The organism is Verrucomicrobium sp. BvORR034 (assembly GCF_000739635.1).
GTDB lineage: Bacteria > Verrucomicrobiota > Verrucomicrobiia > Verrucomicrobiales > Verrucomicrobiaceae > Verrucomicrobium.
On the sequence record NZ_BATQ01000120.1, the window covers coordinates 26,796 to 45,925 of the forward strand.

19 protein-coding genes are annotated in these 19,130 nt (G+C 58.8%); 13 read left to right on the forward strand and 6 right to left on the reverse strand.

Translation table 11 applies throughout. The features are described from left to right. Window positions 1–298: 298 nt before the first annotated feature. Window positions 299–2,197 (reverse strand): ice-binding family protein, encoded by a 1,899-nt coding sequence (locus BV034_RS19960; protein WP_081887966.1) that lies wholly within the window; start codon window positions 2,195–2,197, stop codon window positions 299–301. Between the two features lie 959 nt (window positions 2,198–3,156). On the opposite strand from BV034_RS19960, the gene BV034_RS19965 reads away from it, so the two are divergent. Then, the gene (locus BV034_RS19965; RefSeq protein ID WP_265593219.1) at window positions 3,157–3,561 is read left to right on the forward strand and encodes a response regulator; all 405 of its coding nucleotides are present in this window, start codon (window positions 3,157–3,159) and stop codon (window positions 3,559–3,561) included. Between the two features lie 495 nt (window positions 3,562–4,056). Here the strand turns inward: BV034_RS19965 and BV034_RS36245 are convergent, their stop codons facing one another. After that, window positions 4,057–4,230, reverse strand: a complete 174-nt coding sequence (locus BV034_RS36245) for a hypothetical protein (RefSeq protein WP_265593220.1) — start codon at window positions 4,228–4,230, stop codon at window positions 4,057–4,059. A gap of 295 nt (window positions 4,231–4,525) precedes the next feature. Here BV034_RS36245 and BV034_RS19975 point away from each other — a divergent pair, with 295 nt between their 5' ends. Both BV034_RS19975 and BV034_RS19980 read left to right on the forward strand, forming a co-directional pair. Continuing rightward, window positions 4,526–5,839, forward strand: coding sequence for a hypothetical protein (locus BV034_RS19975; protein ID WP_265593221.1), 1,314 nt, complete (start codon window positions 4,526–4,528; stop codon window positions 5,837–5,839). After that, the gene (locus BV034_RS19980; RefSeq protein ID WP_050028752.1) at window positions 5,815–6,027 is read left to right on the forward strand and encodes a hypothetical protein; all 213 of its coding nucleotides are present in this window, start codon (window positions 5,815–5,817) and stop codon (window positions 6,025–6,027) included. Before BV034_RS19975 ends, BV034_RS19980 begins: the two co-directional genes overlap by 25 nt. Before the next feature lie 481 nt (window positions 6,028–6,508). On the opposite strand, the gene BV034_RS19985 is transcribed toward BV034_RS19980, so the two are convergent. Together BV034_RS19985 and BV034_RS36250 are read right to left on the reverse strand one after the other, a co-directional pair. Further along, a complete protein-coding gene (locus BV034_RS19985) occupies window positions 6,509–7,135 on the reverse strand; it encodes an ATPase, T2SS/T4P/T4SS family (protein ID WP_265593222.1) in 627 nt (208 codons plus the stop codon). Beyond that, window positions 7,132–7,368 (reverse strand): ATPase, T2SS/T4P/T4SS family, encoded by a 237-nt coding sequence (locus BV034_RS36250; protein WP_265593223.1) that lies wholly within the window; start codon window positions 7,366–7,368, stop codon window positions 7,132–7,134. Before BV034_RS36250 ends, BV034_RS19985 begins: the two co-directional genes overlap by 4 nt. Window positions 7,369–8,129: 761 nt before the next feature. On the opposite strand from BV034_RS36250, the gene BV034_RS19990 reads away from it, so the two are divergent. Continuing rightward, entirely contained in the window at window positions 8,130–9,047 is a 918-nt protein-coding gene (locus BV034_RS19990; protein WP_050028753.1) for a BRCT domain-containing protein, read from the forward strand. 175 nt (window positions 9,048–9,222) lie between these two features. Here the strand turns inward: BV034_RS19990 and BV034_RS19995 are convergent, their stop codons facing one another. Both BV034_RS19995 and BV034_RS20000 read right to left on the reverse strand, forming a co-directional pair. Continuing rightward, on the reverse strand, window positions 9,223–9,501 hold the full coding sequence (locus BV034_RS19995; protein ID WP_050028754.1) for a DUF4339 domain-containing protein: 279 nt from the start codon (window positions 9,499–9,501) through the stop codon (window positions 9,223–9,225). 327 nt (window positions 9,502–9,828) lie between these two features. Continuing rightward, entirely contained in the window at window positions 9,829–10,458 is a 630-nt protein-coding gene (locus tag BV034_RS20000; protein ID WP_050028755.1) for a hypothetical protein, read from the reverse strand. Window positions 10,459–10,642: 184 nt separating this feature from the next. Here BV034_RS20000 and BV034_RS20005 point away from each other — a divergent pair, with 184 nt between their 5' ends. From BV034_RS20005 to BV034_RS20040, 9 genes are all read left to right on the forward strand, one after another. Next, window positions 10,643–11,470, forward strand: coding sequence for a glycerophosphodiester phosphodiesterase (locus tag BV034_RS20005; RefSeq protein WP_265593224.1), 828 nt, complete (start codon window positions 10,643–10,645; stop codon window positions 11,468–11,470). 60 nt (window positions 11,471–11,530) lie between these two features. Continuing rightward, the gene (locus tag BV034_RS20010; RefSeq protein ID WP_050028757.1) at window positions 11,531–12,985 is read left to right on the forward strand and encodes a hypothetical protein; all 1,455 of its coding nucleotides are present in this window, start codon (window positions 11,531–11,533) and stop codon (window positions 12,983–12,985) included. Between the two features lie 17 nt (window positions 12,986–13,002). Next, a complete protein-coding gene (locus BV034_RS36255; protein ID WP_265593225.1) occupies window positions 13,003–13,182 on the forward strand; it encodes a hypothetical protein in 180 nt (59 codons plus the stop codon). A 131-nt stretch (window positions 13,183–13,313) separates the two neighbouring features. Continuing rightward, entirely contained in the window at window positions 13,314–13,892 is a 579-nt protein-coding gene (locus BV034_RS20015; RefSeq protein ID WP_050028758.1) for a YdeI/OmpD-associated family protein, read from the forward strand. A gap of 191 nt (window positions 13,893–14,083) precedes the next feature. Continuing rightward, entirely contained in the window at window positions 14,084–16,300 is a 2,217-nt protein-coding gene (locus BV034_RS20020) for a PAS domain-containing protein (RefSeq protein ID WP_050028759.1), read from the forward strand. Beyond that, window positions 16,287–16,919: a response regulator gene (locus BV034_RS20025; RefSeq protein WP_063768844.1), complete on the forward strand. Its 633-nt coding sequence runs from the start codon at window positions 16,287–16,289 to the stop codon at window positions 16,917–16,919. The genes BV034_RS20020 and BV034_RS20025 overlap by 14 nt, the downstream gene beginning before the upstream one ends. A gap of 75 nt (window positions 16,920–16,994) precedes the next feature. Next, complete coding sequence (locus tag BV034_RS20030) at window positions 16,995–17,360, forward strand: response regulator (protein WP_050028760.1); 366 nt, start codon at window positions 16,995–16,997, stop codon at window positions 17,358–17,360. 80 nt (window positions 17,361–17,440) lie between these two features. After that, window positions 17,441–17,779 (forward strand): DUF3302 domain-containing protein, encoded by a 339-nt coding sequence (locus BV034_RS20035; RefSeq protein WP_050028761.1) that lies wholly within the window; start codon window positions 17,441–17,443, stop codon window positions 17,777–17,779. Window positions 17,780–17,793: 14 nt separating this feature from the next. Further along, complete coding sequence (locus BV034_RS20040) at window positions 17,794–19,101, forward strand: HlyD family secretion protein (RefSeq protein WP_050028762.1); 1,308 nt, start codon at window positions 17,794–17,796, stop codon at window positions 19,099–19,101. Window positions 19,102–19,130 lie beyond the last annotated feature (29 nt).

A 19,130-nucleotide genomic window follows, 5' to 3' on the forward strand; every position in this document is an offset into this window, starting at 1 on the left:
TCGCGCTGCGATCACATTAGCAGCTTGAGGGAAGAGGCTGGAATGACACAGAGAGAAAGTCCTCCAGCAGCATCGGGCAGGCTTAATCTGCCAAGGCTCATTGTCTAGCATTCCCGCCTTCCCTTTCGGCGACCATCAATCATTGAAGCGTGCGCCTGCTGACCACACAGCCAGCCACCCCTTGTGCCAAGATGGCCACCCAGCACACTGATGCAATTGTTCGCATCGCCCAACTTGTGTGCTGTTAGCCCTTTGCTTGGGGCCAACCACGTGTGAATAGAAATGAACAAATAACTCGCTACCAACTCACCCGGAGTCCGACCAGTCCGCTGTGATTTTCGTAGTTCTCGCGACCCAGACTGGCCTGATAGGCAATGTAGGCGGCATAGCGTTTCCATGAGACATTGAGCGCTGCTGTCAGCAGAAGACTGTCGCGTCCCATCTCGGGCCCATACACGGTGAAGAGGCTGCCGCTGTCATTGGCGAAGCGGGCCTGAAAGGGAAGGCTGTCATCATGGAACTCATGTTGCCACTGAATGCCCACCGAAGGGGTCACAAGGGCAGAACCCACCTTGGTGGTGTAGGCGACCCGAGGTCCAATGCGGGTGCGCAGCGAGCTTGCGTCCTGGGATTCAATGACGAGGGGCAAGAGTGAACCGACTTCGTCGTAGCCATCAATGCTGACCAGGGTGTAGAGCACAGAGGCCATAGGGGTGATCGTCCAACCGCCCAGTTTGAAGTCGTAACCCATCCCCAGATAAGCGTCGAACTGTTTCCCCTCCGTTTCACCACGAGCCGTGCCGAGAAATGCGCTTCTCTCAATGTCATATGAATTGTAGCCGCCACCCACTATGGCCTCGGTAAAGAAGCCGCCATCGTGATACATGGCATAGACCGCGGCTTTTCCGCCATCGGCTTCCACGTTGCTCGTCCCCGTGAGGTCGCCTTCTGTATGGGAATAGCCCACACTGACGCCTACGACGAACTGTTCACTGAGACGGTAGTCCACACCCATGGCCGTGCCCACCGTTGTACCGTCGTAGCTGTTGGCACCACCGGCAGTGAGGTAGTCCCCGGTCCCTACGATGAAGAAGCCCCAACGCAGGTCCTCATCCTCTTGCACTTCTTTAGGTTGCACGCCTTCACCTCTTTTGCCGCCCCAGCTGTTCTTGCCCCCTGTGGGATTTTTTCCGCTCCACGGATTTTTCTCACTCGGCACAGACTCCGGACTGTAAACATCGGGAGCCCGGTTGGACCAGGCGTAGGATTGGGCACGAAGGTCAGCGAATCGCTGCTGAACGCTGAACACCTCGGTGTCGAACTGGGAAAAGCCCTGGGTGTAGATGGAGGTAAGGCCTGGCAGGGAGGCGATGTCCACCACTTGGGCTGCCAGCAGAAGCGTCTTCCGCAGTTCAGCAGCCTTTTCTGCATCGCTCCCTCCAGAGGAATCCCCTTCACCTTCCCCCTCATCATCAGGGGTGGTATCAACCACCTCCGCACAGATCGCTTTGATGATCTCATTTGTGTCCAGGGTCACCGCCCCATTTCGCGCCAGGAGCCGTCCCGTGACGGACGCTCCTGTCGTGGCGGTGATGGAGGTGAGGGCAAGGACATTTCCCTGGAAAGTGGAGTTGGTGCCCAGCGTGGCCGAGCTGCCCACCTGCCAGAAAATATGACACGCCTGCCCCCCGTTGATAATGACCACGGAGCTATTGGAAGCTGTGATCAGGGTGGATCCGGTCTGGAAAACCCACACCGCGTCAGGATTGCCCTGCGCATCCAGAGTGAGCGTACCTGTAAGCCCCAGAGAAAAACCGCCATCGTTATAAACGCCCGCAACGAGCGTCAACCCACCGAGTGTACCTGCGGTGATGGTGCCTGTAGGGGCCAGACCAGCGGCATTGTTATACGCAGTCACCAGGTCAATTTTGGCCTGCGCCGTGACCGCGTCGTCGGCATGATTCGTTCCTGTAAGGGTGATGCTGCCACCGTTTGTGATCGCGGGGTTTGGATGGGTTCCGATATCCCCGACGATGGTGGTGGGACCGGTATTGCTGATCCCAGACCCCGCCAGCACCGCAAAACTGTCAGCTGTGCCGAGGTCTACAGATTGCGCATGGATAGCATGGTGGAGAATCAACGCTAGAAACGCGGAAATAACGTGCAGCAGGAGCCGCTTGCATTTTTTAGGACTCATATTTTGTCTGGGTAGGCTGACATGGCGAGACGCAAGGGCTCGAGACACCGTGGCAATTGTGCCAATTATATTTTCGCCATATATTTATATAACACCGCCACTCTTTCAGGTTGGCTCCATGCGCACAATGCATATTTTTCTTTATATTTATGTTAATTTATTCATATATTGCCTCTTCTAATTTTTTACATGGCGCTTTTGGGGCACATTTGCTGTGCCACCACTTTAACATTTCGATGAAGTCCGCCTCTTGCAGAAACCTCATTCTCAGCAGATCACGCCAGTGGCCCTCTCGTTTTGACAAGCATTCGAAGCTTCCAAGAGAAGAATGGGTTTCTTCGCAAATGCTCGCGGCATATTGCATCAGTTTCCATACTCGCTGCTCCTCAAAGATGCCGGCATCACGCGTTTCGTTAGCGACAAAGTCGTCCTGACGGCGCACAAAAGGACAGAAGGCTCACCGATTGCAGCTCGCATTGAGGGTCATGTACACCGACCTGCGCTTCATCAACCATCAACCATCAACCATCAACCAAATCTCGCGGCTCCTCAGCCGAGGGCCGCATCACGTTCTCGCTCGGTCAACTGTGGCACCCCAAAAACTTGGCGTCTTCCCATGCCATCCGCACCGGCCACAAATATCGCAAGCGCCCCACCTGAGGCGATTGCGTCTGGTGATTCAAACCCGTTGAAGAAGGCAGACTCTACAGTGCCGTCACCATTGCGTTGAGAATCTCATCAGGCACTTCGGGAAGCCCACGAGAGCGACTCCCCGCAAGAAAGCGCCGGCACAAGCTGACAACCCGCAAAGTGGAGGTCATGGCGTTGCGTCATTGCAGGCATGTTGAATAAACAGATCGCAGACGTGTGAGACCTAGGTCCGATAGGCTACGGGGAGCGAATATTGGAGGGTAAAGCTGACCCCGAGTTAGTCCCCGCCCCCCATCCACGTTTACATCGTGGACGACGATCCCGCAGTACGGACCGCCTATGCGCGATTGCTGCGATCAGCCTTGATCGAAGCTCAGACCTTCAGTTGCGTGGAAGAATTCCTAAATGCCAGGGTCACAGATGCCAATGCCTGCGTCGGCTCAGACATTGTGATGCCCCGCGCCAGTGGTCTGGAACTACCCAACAAACTGGCCCACTCTGGCCGGAAGTTGCCGATCATCTTCATCACTGCGCATGACTCCAAGGAACTGCGCAACAGGGCGCAAAGCATCGGCGCGGTGGCGTTGTTCCGCAAACCCGTAGATGGTCAGGCGCTGCTGGATGCCATTGCTTGGGCTGTGAACAAAACTCCAGTGACAGCCAACCAACCTACGGAACCGAATGGGCAAATAGGAGCAAGAGTCCACAGATAGGTCACCCTATGCAGCGCAGGATGGGACCAAGCCTATTCGCACTGCGACCTCCTTCTGTCCGCCGCTTCCTACAGGAAACTCCTCACCCGCACGGCTGTACTGCCAGACGGTGGGCGATTTTTGCCTTGTCTTTCATGACACGGGACGCAGCGTAGCGCTTCCAGGTCAGCATTCCGGAAGTTTGCATTGGGGACTCACCCGACATGTGGCATTTCCTAAAACCCAACGCCGAACACACGGCTCCGAATACCGCGACCTTTACAGTTCACGCAATTTAGCTGCCAAAATGGTTTTGAATCTGTTTGGACAAAATGCTGGAGGAGTGTCGCGAGACCTTTTGAGGCTGGACTAGGCGCGAGGAGGGTCGTGAATCGAGATTCACAACCGACAAGCAACGCCGTCCGGTCTCCAAAGGACCGCAAGCCACAGGGCAGGCCGTCATCCTGATGAAGCCGCCCTTCACCCGCCACCTCCGGCTGTTTTCCAAACAGGCTCTTAGCCCTTGGCAGTCTTTTTCACGGTCTTCTTGGCTGACTTTCCTTGAGGGGACTTTGCAGCGGATTTTGATGCTTTCTGCACCTGCTTCAGCTCCTTGCCCGCCTCCTTTGCCTTTTTCTTTGCCTGCTTAAAGGCAGCTCTGGCAGCTTTAACCGCCTGCTTGGCGGCCACTACCAGGGAACTTGCCTCCTCAGCATTTTGCTGGGCGGCTGAAAGAGCCGAGGGAACTGCGGCCACAGCTTTTTTGCGAGTGGCAGCTTTTTTGGATGCTTTGGGCACTTTCATTGGGGAAGGGCAGATGTTCTCGTTGGCGGGGTTGTCGTTACGAAAACGTAACACAATGTCACATATGGATGCAATTCATGGAATGTGACATTTACATTCCTCCTCCCCCTCGCCCCTGCGTGACGAAAGTTTTGCACGTCGCCTCGCCCACTGCTCAAACCGCCACACGACTATGCGCTGCATGAAAACCATTTTACCGCCACTTCTCACCGCAGTAGCCTCAGCGTCGCTCCTCACCACCTCCCCGGCCGCTTCGCTGAGGTTTCTGAGCCAGTTCCAACCCAAGGATGGCGGGGCGGAGATTGTCGGTTTCACTCCAGACGGGCATCGGCTCGCCACCATGTTCTCCGGCGGGAAAGATGGCAACGGTGTGCAAATCCTGAAACTAGACGGCAACGGCGTCCTTGCGGAAGAGCACGTCCTCGATCTGGGCAAGTTGTTTGACGGCAAAATCCTCACCCTCAGCAGCGTTGCCCTGGATCCTCTAGGCCGCGGCCTGGGTGCGGTGGTGGCGGTGCCCACTGAGAACAGCAAGGTGCAGGGGAAGCTGGTGCTCTTCGACTACCGAAGCGGGACCCTGCTGGGGGAGACGCTCGATGTCGGCTCCCACCCCGACTGCGTTCGTTTCTCTGAGGACGGACAACATCTCCTCGTGGCCAATGAAGGCGAGTATGTGAAGGACTCTTCCGCTCCCGGCTCCCTTTCCTTGGTGGACATTTCTGGAGTGAAAGAAGCCTCGGCAGAAGGCGTCAAGGGATTGACGGTACAGACCTACGATTTCAAGGATCAGGACTTGGCCAAGATTCGCGTCAACGAGCCCGGTGTCCCCCGATACGAAGCGGTGGAACCCGAGTATGTGGTCGGGCTGGATGGGAGAGCCTATGTCACGCTTCAGGAAAACAACGCCATCGCGGTGTTTGATCTCAGGGCGAAGCGCTGGATCGCCGTGCATTCGCTCGGGACCATCGCCCAGACGGTGGACGCCAACAGCCAGGACAAGAAGGCGGAGATCCGCTACAAGATCTCTGGCATGCCCATGCCGGACACGCTGGCGGTGTTCCACCAGGACGGAAAAGTCCTCATCGCAACCGCCAACGAAGGCGATGCCCGGCCCGACGACTTTGACCGGATCGCCCTGGCCGCGGCAAAGCTCGCCCCAGAAGTAGCGGCCAGCCTCCCTCTCAATGAGATCGGCAGCCTTGAGATCTCCAAACTGGACGGCGATACCGATCAGGACGGAGACATCGACGTCCCGACGATGTTCGGCACCCGCTCGCTTTCCGTGTGGGATGCAGCAACCGGCAAGCTCGTCGCTGACACCGGCTCGCTCGAAACGGTGCTGCTTGAGCAAGACAAAACCCTTCACAACATTGAGGAAGGCAATCCCGGAAAGTTTGACAAACGCTCTGCCAAAAAGAGCCCCGAGCCGGAAGCGCTCACGATCGGCAGACTGGGCCAACGCCTCTGGGCATGGAACGGCAGAATGGCATCGTGATGTACGACATCACGTCACCCAGCCAGCCCATCTTCACGGCCTACGCCAACACCATTGCCCAAAAACTGGTCGCACCCGAGTGTCTGGTTTTCATCCCCGGTGACAAGAATCCCACCGGCAAAGCGCTGCTCATCGGCGGTTATGAACTCAACGGTGGCGGCATCGGCGTCTTCGAAGTCGCCCCGTGATAGGTAAGAGCCGTTCGATGCACTTGAAGGGCGCTCACTTTGGTGAACAAGGTGAGCGCTCTTTGGTTCCGTGAAATAGGGCTGGGCACCACAGGCTTCAGCCTGCCCCAGGATATTCGTTGTATGAACCTTAGTTTCGCTACGCTGGGTTGCCTCGTCTGAGAGATCGGGATAGCGCCTTCAAGTCACGCATTGGAGGGGAGGCTCGACTCCGGAGACTGATTCCGCCTAAAGGCGGTACTCCAACCCTGCTGCGCATGTTTTTTTGGAGTTCGAATGGTGGATTGCGCTGCTCACAGCCTGTCTCTGGAGGTGAGGTTCCAAACTCCCTGTGAGGGTTCCCACCATGGTTGGAGTACCGACTTGGGTCGGCTTAGGGAAGCAGTTTAAAGTACAAACACAGTTTGTCTACGTTGCGGTCCTCCCTGAGGTGGCTGCAAGACTCTAGGCAGCCGGATTTTGTTGTTTAATCTGAAGTCCTTCACGCCGGTGGCGGATCTTCAGTTGCCGCGTGATCACGCGAGGCCATCACCTCCTCCACCGTGGTGTGGCCAGCTAGCACCTTCAGCCAGCCGTACTCCCTCAGAGACAGAAATCCTTCCTCCCTCGCCTGGCGCAGCAGTTCATTGGCACTGGCCCGGCTTGCCACCAGATCCTGGATCGCGGGGGTGAGCAGAGCTATTTCATAGATCGCCAACCGCCCGTGATAGCCGGTGCTGCGGCAGGCATGGCAGCCCCCTGGATTCGCACCGTAGAACGTCTGCCCCTGGCCCTCGGCAAAGCCGCAGGCACGCAGCTTTTCCTCACTGTACTCCACCGGCACCCCACAGTGCGGGCACAAGGATCTCATCAGCCGTTGTGCGAGGAAGGCACGCACGGAGGTCGCCACTAAGAAAGACTCCACTCCCATCTCCACCAGACGAGTGATGCCACCTATGGAGTCATTCGTGTGAAGGGTGGAGAACACCAAGTGACCGGTGAGCGAGGCACGCACGGCGATCTCAGCTGTCTCTAGATCGCGGATTTCACCGATCATCACCACATTGTGATCACCGCGCAGGATGCTGCGGAGACCGGCAGCAAAGGTCAGGTTGATCTCAGGCTTCACCGCGATCTGCACCACTCCCGGGGCTTGTGCTCCACAGGATCTTCAATGGTCACGATGCGGCGGTGAATACTGTTCAGCGCAGAGAGAAAGGTGTAGAGCGTGGTGCTCTCGCCACTGCCGGTGAGGCCGGTGACGAGAACGATGCCATTGGGCTTGGCCAGCAGTTGATCAATCTTCGCCCGATAGGCGGGCGTGAATCCCAAGAGAATACCGCGGCACCTTGCTGAGGACATGCCAGACCCTCTATTTCCAAGGATCTGAAGTCAAAAAGCCACCCGTGACGAATCCGCCACGTCAACTCTGATGAATCATCTGCGATACTATATTCCGATAGTTTTCTCAAGAATTGCGCGCCAAGCATTTTCGCCTTCTGGATTCGAATGGAAAAAGCGCCATGAGAAGTTTTTCACCTGAAATGTCCGACCTGCGCCAGTGCCACCGCACCCGAGTTTGGCATTATCCTCTCAAACCAACCGGCTTTCATCAGCATATTGATATGCCAAAATATACTTTGCAGCGGCCCCAGTTTTCTCCCACTGTGTCGTGTTGTGAGAATGATCTTCGCCGTCATTTTCTGCGTCGTGCTGGAACTTGGGCTGGTGATACTGGTGACAATGCCACCAGGATGCCACTTTGCTCTTTCATCAGCCAGCGCAGCGCCCCCTGCTGGACCGGGCTATGAGTTCAGCCGTACCAACCGCCCCTTGGTCGGCCGGTTGGTGGGTCGTGTCGACCGATGGTGCAGGGGCGCTGCCCCTTTTCATTCCCCATGGGTGAAACCGAGGGCATCCACCGAGTAGCACGCTCAAGCTACGGGAGCCGTTGTTCGCGAACGATTTCCAAGGACATACAGTTCCGATGTCTCTGGGCAGTAGCCCGGCGCGACGCATTGAACATGTATAGCTCAAAAAATGTTGCCTCCGAATCACATTTTCGGCTACAACATGGAGACAACCCAGTCCTCCTCTGACTTCTACCCCTGCTCCACACCACCATGGACTACGAAATTCTCCTCACCGACCTTGGTTTTACTCGGAGGCAACGCCTTGATCGCGCCGTTCACACGCTTGAAGGCATTCTAACAGGGATTGCGATTGATGGGACCATCAATCCGAAAGAGCTCGAAGAACTGAAAGCTTGGGTAAATGACCATCGGAAGCTCATCGGGAACCACCCCTTTACAGAACTGATCCCCACCATCGATGCAGCACTTGCAGATGGCGTCATCGATACCGAGGAACAGGCTGATCTGCTCTGGCTCTGTCAGAATCTCCAGGGCGGGAGCGAATACTACGACGAGATCACTTCCGACATCCAGCGTCTCCAGGGCATCCTTCACGGCATCCTGGCGGACGGCGAGGTGCGGGATGAGGAAATACGTCAGCTAAGTCAATGGGCAGACGATCATGGTCACCTGAAGGGCTGCTATCCATTTGACGAGATCGACGCCTTGCTCACCCAGGTACTCCGGGATGGCCAGATTGACTCGATGGAACGCGAAATGCTGAAGGTGTTTTTCGAGGATTTCGTCTCCTATTCGCTTTCTCGAAGGATGTTAGACCGGCGATCAGGTGTGACAGGCTCTCGGAAACTGTCTGGCATTTGCGCCGTGTGTCCAGAACTCGCGTTCGCAGATCGCATCTATTCATTCACCGGCGCCTCGGTAAAGGCCAGCCGGTCCCAGATGGCATCCCACGTTGAGTCATTGGGCGGTCGGTTCTCACGCAATGTCACTCCAGTGGTCCACTACCTTGTTGTCGGGGCCAATGGCAATCCAGCATGGGCGTATGCCTGCTACGGTCGCAAAGTTGAGCAGGCTATGAAATTGCGGGCCGACGGACACGCTGTGGTGATCGTGCATGAGAATGACTTCTGGGACGCACTACAGGATCACACAATCAGCGCTAGTTGACAGGTCCTATCCAGCGGGGGCCAGGATTCGCTGACGACCCTCTCTCCCTTGCGACTAGCCAGAACGCCACCCGGCCCTACGTGCCTTCAGGAAGGGCACTTGCTCCGTCATCCCTGAGCGGCATGCCGGAATAAGAGGGCGACAGAGTCAGGCTCAAGCTGCACCACGGTGGCGGCTAGTCCACCCTGGCTTTCTTTGGCGCAGCCCCATTCCCCTTGCTGCTGGCGTTGCGCTTGGCAGTCACCCTGTCATTGCCGCCCGAAAGTTCCTTGATGGGCACGGCATCTTGGGCCCCTGAAATCCATGCATGCAACGGAATCCAGGTTTCGCCGCCGTCCAAACGTACAAAGTCGTTTTCTGTCAGGATGTTTCTTTTGTGGAAGTCAATGATTTCGGCGGATCGGAAGCCACCCAGTTCTGTGAAGTTGCGACTGATGAAGATGAGGTGAGACATGGAGAGAGGTGTAAAAGGGTTGTGCCATGCGGTCACGAGGGCCCACGGCGTCGCTATCATTCGCGATGAAACACCCTAGCGGTCTTCTGTATCGCAACCCCTGATGCAGGATTCTGCGTTGGCGCGTCACCTCCCCCCGGATCGGCCCTGGAGCTCCTTAAAGAATTGCACGGATACCTTCTTTGACCAGGGCATGGGCCAGCGATCTGGTGAAGAGCGAAACCGTCCAGCAACGTGGGACCTCTCCCAACCGGAAGTGACGGAAGAGCTGTTTCAGGCACCATCTCTAGTGGGACTACGGGTGCACGCACCGGCCTGAAGCCGGTGTCACCTCCCTCCCGCCAAACTCTCGATCAGTTCATACGCTGGCAGCTGATTGCCATTTTTCCATGCCGCCAGTGCCGACTTCGCCTTTTTTCGAACCAGTGCATTCGACTTCGCGGAGGCTTCCGCCTTAGCCTTCTTGAATCGAGACGCAGCCTTTTTGACGTCTCTCTTAGGCTGGGAAGGAGCTTCTGCCTTCTGAGGCGGGAGCTGGATGATGTTGTCTGCAGGCTCCTCCCTGCTCTCTTTATTGACGTTCTCCGCTTGCCGACGCTCCACTTTGCCACGGGTGGATGCGGCAGGTTTTTGACGGGCAGTGGTGGGCTTTTTGGCAGGGCGGCCTGAGGCCTCAGGCGGCGTCTTCAGCAGGTGGTAGTCGATGCCCACCACCCGTTTGCCATCGATCTTTCCCAGACTCTTGGGAAAGACCAGAATCTGCCCACCCAGGTCCTCGCCCAAGCCGACCTCCCCCCAATCCTTTTTGGTGCCCGTCCGCGGCTGAGCAAGTGTCATCACACGACGCTGGGCTACGAGCTTGCGCAGTGCAGTGTCCTTGGCGGGTTCCTTCCACATCAGGTAGATTTCCGGACTGCCGGAATCCTTCACTACCTTGCTAAAACGGACGGTCTGCATGGTTGTGCGGAGTCTCTCAGACCCCATCCTCCAGCTCAGAATCGATGCCACCCCCGGTGCGCGGCTGTCTCTCCTTGCTCATCGGCAGAGTTGTTGGGCACGAACCGCACCCGTCATGCAGGAGGCTAGGCGAAACATCTGTCTTATGCACAGCGTATGAATGCTCACTTCATTCTCCACGTTCATGCTCCCATCGCGCATTTTTGGCTTTCTTTCACTCGTCATCACTCTGGCCCTGTCCGGAGCTGCTCCGGCGGCAGACTACCAGGGGGTGCGCCTGATCGCCCACCGTGGGGCAGGTCACGAGTTCGATGAAAACACGATCGAGGGCTGCAGGCAGAGCTACGGACGCGGGCTCCGGGGTTTTGAGGTCGATATCCGTCTCACGAAGGACGATCACCTGGTGCTCATGCATGATACGGACGCCTCCCGAACGACCAAAGGTACAGGGAAAATTGAAACGCTGACTCTTGTCGAAGTACAGCAACTCCGCACCAAGGATCACGGCGTTCCTGTTCCGGCCATGGCGGACTTCGTGGCATATTTCAAGGACAAACCCGATGTCACGCTGCTTCTGGAACTGAAGACCTCAGATACACAAGCCTACAACGAAGATCGGCTGGAGACCTATGGCCGCCTGGTGGCCGCGGCAGTGAAAGACCTGCCCAAAGGAACCTTCTGGTTCACGTCTTTTGACCGCCGGGTGCTGGCGCTGATGAAACGCTTATTGCCCGAATCCCCTACCGGACTGCTGACGGGCACGCCTCCCACTCCCGAATTCATCCAGGATGCGATCAAGCTCGGCTGTGGCAGACTGTCTGTGTCATTGGACCACACGAGCCGCCAGTATGCACACGAGGTGAAAAAAGCCGGCCTCCAGCTCTCCCTCTGGCCCATCAGGTCCAAGGAAGACGCAGACCTCGCCGTGATGCTTGGAGCCAACATCCTCTGCACAGACATCCCAAGCGACCTGCTGGAGGCGGCGGGCGCCACATCCCGTGTCAAACCATAGGTGTGTGACGGCGCCTCCGCGGCACGCCCTGTCTGTCTGAACCACTTCTTCCTCGAACTCATGAACATTCGCCTCCGGCATTCTTTCAGAGATTTGGGTCTTGCCATCATGCTGCTGGCAGGCGCGCCCCTTCTGTCCGCGTCTGATCTACATGTGGGCGCGGCGACTCTCGATATCACCCCTGCCCGGCCTGTGCCTCTGGACGGCCAGATGCATGTGCGCATCTCGGAAAGCGCGGCCACGCCGATCGTGGTCACGGCGCTGGCCCTGGAATCACGTGACAGTGACCGGGTGCTGGATCAGGCGATCATGGTCTCCTGCGACATCGTGGCCATACGTGAGGGGGTCATTGAAAAGGTGCGTGAGAAGGCGAAGGACAAGCTCCCCGGATTCGACCTCAACAAGCTGTTTCTGAACGCCACCCATACGCACACTGCGCCCGTGACGATGAAGGGCGAGCACTATCGGCTGCTGAGGAGCGATGTGATGAAACCCGAGGAGTACACGGACTTCATGACTGATCGTATCGTGGAGGCTGCCTCACTGAGCTGGACACAACGGAAGCCTGGCAAGGCAGGCTGGGGCCAAGGGCAGGCCGTCATCGCCCAAAACCGGCGAGCGACCTACGCGGACGGCAGTGCCAAAATGTACGGAGCCACGAACGTGCCGGAGTTCCGCGGCATTGAAGGATATGAGGACCACAATCTGAATGTGCTCTTCTTCTGGGACTTGAAGGACCAGCTTGTCGCCACAGCAGTGAATGTCCCCTGTCCATCGCAGGAGGTGGAAGGTCTGAAGGTTGTACATGCGGATTTCTGGGACCCGGTGCGCCGTCAACTACGCGAACGTCACGGCAAGGACCTGCACATCCTGGCCTGGACCGGGGCGGGTGGAGATCAGGTGCCCCGCCCCATGTATGACAAGGCGGCTGATGAACGCATGCGCCGGCTGCGTGGCCTCACCCGGCTGGAAGAAGTGGCCCGGCGGGTGGTCCGTGGTTGGGAGGAGGCGTACGAGGGCGCGAAGCTGGAGCCCGTCACCGGAGCCCTGCTGGATCACCGGGTGGAAAAGATCAATCTGCCCTGGCGTGTCGTCACGGAGACGGAACTGACCAATGCCCAGAAGGAGGTGGAGAAGTACAAGGATGTCCCCGGGGAGCAATGGAAGCACCTCTGGAACAAAAGCGTCGTTGATCGCTACGAAACAGAGAAGGCAGGCACGTCGGGCACTTTTGAGATGGAACTCCACGTCCTTCGCCTCGGCGATGTCGCCATTGCCACCAACGAGTTCGAGTTGTACACGGACTACGGGGTGCAGATGAAGGCCCGCAGCCCGGCGGTGCAGACTTTTCTGATTCAACTGACCGGTTCCGGCGGTTATCTCCCCACACCGAGAGCGGTGGCAGGCGGCAGCTACAGCGCCATCATCCAGAGTAGCCGCGTGGGCCCGGAAGGCGGCCAGGTGCTGGTGGATCGCACGGTTGAAAATCTGAACGCACTCTGGAGCAAAAAATAGCCTCAGCCACTACCGCGATGAGCGTCCCCTCCACACCGCAACAGCAGCCCGACCCCGAAAGCGAGCCTCCATCCCTCCCTCATCCCACTCATCCTACTGACGACGAGAGGGTGGATGAAGCGATTGATGAGTCCTTTCCGGCCAGCGATCCTCCCTCCTGGACGGGTGGTCTGGAGCATACAGACGAGGATTCCTGATCATCGCGCAGACAGGGTGGAAGAGGCATTGTTGTGTTTGGCAAACAAGCTTTCCCAACGACGAGGCAGTTGCAGCGGAGAGACTATTTCCCTACAATCGCTCGCATTCATTTTCCTCACACTTCCGCCGCATGAATCCCAAAGTCGACGACTTCCTGAGCAGGGCCAAGAAATGGCAGGATGAACTGACGAAGTTGCGAGCCCTCGCCCTCTCCTGTGGACTGACGGAGGAACTGAAATGGGGCAAACCCTGCTACACCTTTGAGGGCAGCAACGTGGTGATTCTCTTGGGCTTCAAGGAATACTGCGCCGTGCTCTTTTGCAAAGGCGCCCTGCTCCAGGATGCCAAGGAGATCCTCGTACGCCCCACGGAGAACACGCAGGCAGCACGTCAGGCCCGGTTCACCAAGAGCACCGACATCGTCAACAACCAGACCATTCTGAAGACCTACATCCGGGAGGCGATGGAGGTGGAGAAGGCCGGACTGGAAGTGCCGTACAAGGACATCTCCGAGCACAAGGTGCCGGAAGAGTTCCAACACAAGCTGGACAAGAACCCGAAGCTGAAAGCTGCCTTCAAGGCCCTCACTCCTGGACGGCAACGCGCCTACTTGCTGCACTTCTCCAGTGCCAAACAATCCAAAACGAGAGAGTCGAGGATTGAAAAATGCGAACCCCAGATTCTGGCTGGAAAGGGCTTGGACGATTAAGGTGTACTTGATCGGATAGCGTCCGCGTTCGTTGATGAAAGTGGCGACCGCCTCGGTTGCCTCAGTCAGGGATGGGCGCGGCCTTAAGGCGATTGTGCCGCCCTGTCTCCAAGATCACTGGCCACCTTCCTCATCTGTCGCACGACTTTCCATTGCATCCCTAGACGTCCGGGCATTCAATGGCCCCACGGATGAACTGGCTTACCTTGATCTGGGCGGTTGGCATGGGGGCGTGCCTCACGCTCGGGCTGATGCACCTCTCCATCTGGTGCCGGACCACCCGCGCATGGGCGCAGTTGAGCTATGTGATCGCCACGCTCGGGATCATGTGCATGGCTGCCAGTGAGATGGGCATCATCAAGGCCCAGACACCGGAGGGATTCGCAGGAGCCGCTAGGCTCGCCCATGTCGCGACGGGCCTGTTCACCTTCGGCTGCGTGGCCTTTGTGCACCACTACTTCAAGACGGACCGGCCCTGGTTGATGTTCACCGCGCTGGGGGCCAGGCTCCTGGCGGTCCTGCTCAACTTCACCACGGGATCGAGCCTGCACTTCCGCTCTGTTGAAAGCATTCAGCAAAGCACGTTCTGGGGCGAGCAGGTGACCCTGGTGGATCAGGCGGTGCTGAACCCTTGGATGCCCTTCGGCCCATTGGCCTCCTTCCTCTTCATGGTATATGTGGCGGACACCTCCATCCGCCACTTCCGGCATGGGCCGCCGGAATCGCGACGGCGGGCCCTGGTCGTGGGGGGAGCCCTCGTTCTCTTTGTCTGTCTGGCATCCGTCCAGGTTGCCTTGGTCGCGCTTCAGGTGCTCCGGGCTCCCTTCCTCTTCAGCCTGCCCTTCATGGCCATGGTGATGGCGATGGGTTACGAATTGAGTCACGAGGTGCTGCGGGCAGCACGCACCGCTCAGGAGCTGCGCCAGTACCAGGAACGGCTTACCCTCGCCGCCTCCTCTGCCCGACTGGTCCTCTGGGAGTGGGACATTCGCGCAGACCGCATCTGGCTGTCCGAGACGGGCCGCGCGATCTTTGCCTCCGGATTGCAGACTGGCTGCACCATCCAGCAGTTCGAGGACATGTTGCACCCGGAGGACCGCCCCCACGTGCATGCTGCCCTGCAGAGCGCCATTCACAGCACCGACCCCTACGCCAGCGAGTACCGCATGCTCCGGCCAGATGGTGCCGCACGCTGGCTCGCTGCCTCTGGGCGGGTGGAGCGGGATGCCCAGGGGCGCGCCACCCTGTTGCGTGGCGTGGCCATCGATGTGACCGCCCGCAAAGAAGCAGAAGACGCCGTCCGCGACAGCGAGACCCGCTTCCGCAACATGGCCGACAACGCCCCGGTCATGATCTGGATGGCCGACACCGAGAAGCACTGCACGTTTGTCAACAAAGGCTGGCTCGACTTCACCAGCCGCACGCCGGAGCAGGAGATGGGCCACGGCTGGCTCGACAACGTTCACCCCAGCGACCTCGACCGTTGCCAGCAGGCGTTCGCCACCGCCTTTGAGAAACGGGAACCCTTCCTCATGGAGTACCGGCTCCGGCGTCATGACGGGCAGTACCGCTGGCTTCTGGACAACGGCGTGCCCCGCTTCGCCACAGAGGGCCAATTCCTCGGCTACATCGGCTCCGCGCTCGATGTCTCCGCGCTGAAGCTCGCCGAGGCAGAGACCTCCCGCCAGCGCCATGAGCTGGCCCATCTCTCCAGGGTGGCCACTCTGGGCGAGCTCTCCGGCTCCCTCGCGCATGAGCTCAATCAACCGCTCGCCATTGTCCTAAGCAACGCCCAGGCCGCCCAGCGCCTGCTCGCCCAGCCGCAGCCCGATCTCGCAGAAGTGCGTGAAATTCTGAATGACATCGTCTCGGAAGACCGCCGGGCCGGCGAGGTCATCAAGCGCCTGCGCGCCCTGCTCAAGCACGGCGAAGCCAACCTGCAACCGCTCTCCCTGGAGCAGGTCACGGGTGAGGTCCTGGCTCTCATGCGGAGTGACTTGATCGATCGCGGAGTGGCCGTGGAGCGAGCCTTTGACCGCGGGATGCCGGCCGTGTCTGGGGACTCCGTGCAGCTTCAGCAGGTGCTCCTCAACCTCATGCTCAATGCCTGCGATGCCATGGCCCACAACGCGCCCCATGAGCGCCCTCTGCGCGTGGCAGTGCAGCAGGTGCACGGCTTCGTGCGCCTCTCCGTGCAGGATCGCGGTTGCGGCCTGCCCGAGGGCGAGACGGAGCGCATTTTTGATCCCTTCTTCACCACCAAGAGAGAAGGCCTCGGCATGGGCCTGGCCATCTGCCGCTCCATCGCCACCGCCCACGGCGGCAGGCTCACCGCAGAGACCCGCACTCCCTCTGGCACGACCTTCCATCTGGAACTTCCCGCTCTAGACACTCATGACGAGTCCTGACACCTTCAAATCCGGAGCCGACATGGTTTACCTGCTCGATGATGAGCCGGGGATGCTCAAGGCCCTGCAACGTCTCCTCACCGCAGAGGGGTTCAGAGTGCGCCCCTTCACCACCATGTCCGCATTTCTCGATGCCTATCGCACCGGGGAACCCGCGTGCCTGGTGCTGGATGTCTCCATGCCCGACCTCGATGGCATGGAGGTGCAGGAGAAACTTCACCGCGATGGCTTGCTGATCCCCATCGTCTTCCTCACCGGCCGGGGCAGCATCCCCCTCAGCGTGCGGGCCATCAAGGCAGGCGCGATCGACTTCCTCACCAAGCCCGTGGATGATGCCGACCTCCTCCGTGCTGTGCGGGCCGGGCTGGAGCAGGCGGCAGACCACGCCGCGCTGGCCACAAGCATGGCCAGGCTCACCCCACGTGAACGGCAGGTGATGAAGCACGTCGTGGCAGGCCGGCTCAACAAACAGATCGCCGCCGAGCTCGGCACCGGGGAGCAGACCATCAAGGTCCACCGCGCCCGCCTCATGCAAAAACTCAATCTCGATTCCGTGGCCGACCTTGTCCGGGCTGCGGAAAAATCCGGACTCCACCGGCAGCCTCTTGCAGGCGGATGAAGCCGCAACTATTTGCGCCATGTTGTACTAAAGTGCAATAGCGGCATCATCCCCCCTGCTTCACAATGCCCCTTAATGAAAGCAGGCGGACCAGTAGTGGGAGTGCTGGATGACGAGGATCAGATGCGGAAAGCTCTGAGCCGTCTGCTCGCGACCTACGGTTATCAGGTCGAGGCCTACGCCTGCAGCGCAGATCTGCTGGCAGTCCTCTCATTCAGTCACCTGGGCTGCCTGATTCTGGATCTTCACATGCCAGACCTCAACGGCTTCGAAGTGCTCCAGACCTTTATCGACCGATGCGTGAACCTGCCGGTCATCGTCATCACCGGCCATGACATGCCTGGCACAGAGGAGCGTGTCCGCTCGCTGGGTGCCGCAGCCTATCTGTTAAAGCCAGTGGATGATGCCGCGCTTGTCGCGGCCATCCGCCATGTCACCTGATGCCTTTTCTTCCTCCATCAGACCACATTCCACATTTCAAGTTTCATTCACACATCCTCCTACAACAACCCAATGCTACCATGTTCCTGAGCTACTTCGCCCTCGCCGTCCTATTGATTGGATTGATGCTCGTCTTCTACACCTTCATCTACATCCACGACATCCCCTACGAACAGGCCAAAAAACGCAACCATCCCCAGGCCGAGGCCATCCACGTCGCCTGCTGGCTGAGCCTCTTCACGCTGCACGCCATCTGGCCGATCGTGTTCCTTTGGGCCGTTGCCAAGCCCCGCCCCCTCTCCGTCGCCATTGAAAGCGGCGGCCTGCCCGGTCATGACAGTGCGACACTGGATCGCATCAAACAGCTTGAGGAACGGCTGCAAAAACTGGAAGCGACCACCCCATCAACCAAGGCTTAAACAGGAGACAAATCATGATTGAACTCGTCATCGGTGTTTACGGTGGGCTCTGCTGGCTCATCTTCAAGAAGTGGAAGCTCGTTCCGACGAACTCCTATACAGTGTGCACCGCCATCCTTGGCGGCCTGGGCATCCTGCTCCTCATTGCCATTCTGCTTTCGCTGTTCCATCCCTCCACCAAGGACGGTCGGCTCTATGCCACCACGGTGCCCGTCGTGCCCCAGGTGCGCGGCATGGTGGTGGAAGTGCCCGTCGTGGCCAATCAGCCTCTTAAGAAGGGTGACATCCTCTTCCGCATCGATCCCAAGCCCTATGAAATCGAGGTGCAGCGGCTCGAAGCCACCCTGGCAGGTGAGAACACCCGCGTGGCCCAGCTTGAAAACAAGCTCGCCGCCGCGGAAGCGCTCGTCTCCCAGGCCAAGGAAAACCTGCGCGTGGCCGAATCAGTCAATGACCGGCAGCTCCGCGAAACAGTGGAGAATGCAGCCGGCAAAGTGAGCGAGATGCAGGCCAAGGTGGACTACGCGAAGACGCAGGACGTGCGCCGGACCGAACTGCTGGCCAAAGGCGCGGTGTCTAGAGAAGAGGCCGACTTCGGCAAGAAACAAGTCGGCACCACGGAAGGTGAACTGCGCCAGGCCCAGGCCAGCCTCCGCGAGGCAGAGGAAAAACTCAGCGCCGGTGGCAGCCGCACCATGGCCTCACGCGAAGATCTGAAACGCGCCGAGGCCCAGGCCCAGGAAGTGCGGGTGGAGATCGCCAGCGAGAGCGGTGGCTTCAACCCCAAGGTACGTGAAACCATGGCCGCCCTCGATGCGAAGCGTTGGGAACTGGAGCAGACGGTCGTGCGCGCCCCCAGTGATGGCTTTGCCACCCAGGTCATGCTGCGCAGCGGCCAGATGGCAGTCCCCCTCCCGCTCGCACCCGTGATGGTCTTCGTGCCAGCGGAATCGCCGACCTTTATCGCCACCTATCCACAGACGGTCATCCCGGGTGTGAAGCCGGGACTCGAGGCGGAGCTGGCCTTCAAGGCCTATCCGGGCCGCATCTTCAAAGCCAAGGTCGTGCGGGTCATGCCCATCATCTCCGAGGGTCAGGTGCAGGCCAGCGGGCAGCTCGCCACTGCCACCTCCGCCTATGCCCCGGGAAGAGTGCCGGTCGTCTTCGAATACGACGAGGAGCTTGCCACGCTGAATCTCCCGGTCGGCGCCCAGGCCACTACCGCCATCTACATGGAGCAGGCCCACGCCCTCTCCATCGTGCGGAAGATCCTCCTGCGCATCAAGAGCTGGGAGCACTACCTGTTCTTTGTTACGGGTTGAAACCCCATTGCCTGAGAAGAAGACCACGC

What these genes read in the sequence shown, in the direction of transcription:
- BV034_RS19960 (WP_081887966.1), bottom strand. Translation starts at nt 2,197, where the DNA reads ATGAGTCCTAAAAAATGCAAGCGGCTCCTGCTGCACGTTATTTCCGCG.
- BV034_RS19975 (WP_265593221.1), top strand. Translation starts at nt 4,526, where the DNA reads ATGAAAACCATTTTACCGCCACTTCTCACCGCAGTAGCCTCAGCGTCG.
- BV034_RS19980 (WP_050028752.1), top strand. Translation starts at nt 5,815, where the DNA reads ATGGAACGGCAGAATGGCATCGTGATGTACGACATCACGTCACCCAGC.
- BV034_RS36250 (WP_265593223.1), bottom strand. Translation starts at nt 7,368, where the DNA reads ATGTCCTCAGCAAGGTGCCGCGGTATTCTCTTGGGATTCACGCCCGCC.
- BV034_RS19990 (WP_050028753.1), top strand. Translation starts at nt 8,130, where the DNA reads ATGGACTACGAAATTCTCCTCACCGACCTTGGTTTTACTCGGAGGCAA.
- BV034_RS19995 (WP_050028754.1), bottom strand. Translation starts at nt 9,501, where the DNA reads ATGTCTCACCTCATCTTCATCAGTCGCAACTTCACAGAACTGGGTGGC.
- BV034_RS20000 (WP_050028755.1), bottom strand. Translation starts at nt 10,458, where the DNA reads ATGCAGACCGTCCGTTTTAGCAAGGTAGTGAAGGATTCCGGCAGTCCG.
- BV034_RS20005 (WP_265593224.1), top strand. Translation starts at nt 10,643, where the DNA reads ATGCTCCCATCGCGCATTTTTGGCTTTCTTTCACTCGTCATCACTCTG.
- BV034_RS20010 (WP_050028757.1), top strand. Translation starts at nt 11,531, where the DNA reads ATGAACATTCGCCTCCGGCATTCTTTCAGAGATTTGGGTCTTGCCATC.
- BV034_RS36255 (WP_265593225.1), top strand. Translation starts at nt 13,003, where the DNA reads ATGAGCGTCCCCTCCACACCGCAACAGCAGCCCGACCCCGAAAGCGAG.
- BV034_RS20015 (WP_050028758.1), top strand. Translation starts at nt 13,314, where the DNA reads ATGAATCCCAAAGTCGACGACTTCCTGAGCAGGGCCAAGAAATGGCAG.
- BV034_RS20020 (WP_050028759.1), top strand. Translation starts at nt 14,084, where the DNA reads ATGAACTGGCTTACCTTGATCTGGGCGGTTGGCATGGGGGCGTGCCTC.
- BV034_RS20025 (WP_063768844.1), top strand. Translation starts at nt 16,287, where the DNA reads ATGACGAGTCCTGACACCTTCAAATCCGGAGCCGACATGGTTTACCTG.
- BV034_RS20030 (WP_050028760.1), top strand. Translation starts at nt 16,995, where the DNA reads ATGAAAGCAGGCGGACCAGTAGTGGGAGTGCTGGATGACGAGGATCAG.
- BV034_RS20035 (WP_050028761.1), top strand. Translation starts at nt 17,441, where the DNA reads ATGTTCCTGAGCTACTTCGCCCTCGCCGTCCTATTGATTGGATTGATG.
- BV034_RS20040 (WP_050028762.1), top strand. Translation starts at nt 17,794, where the DNA reads ATGATTGAACTCGTCATCGGTGTTTACGGTGGGCTCTGCTGGCTCATC.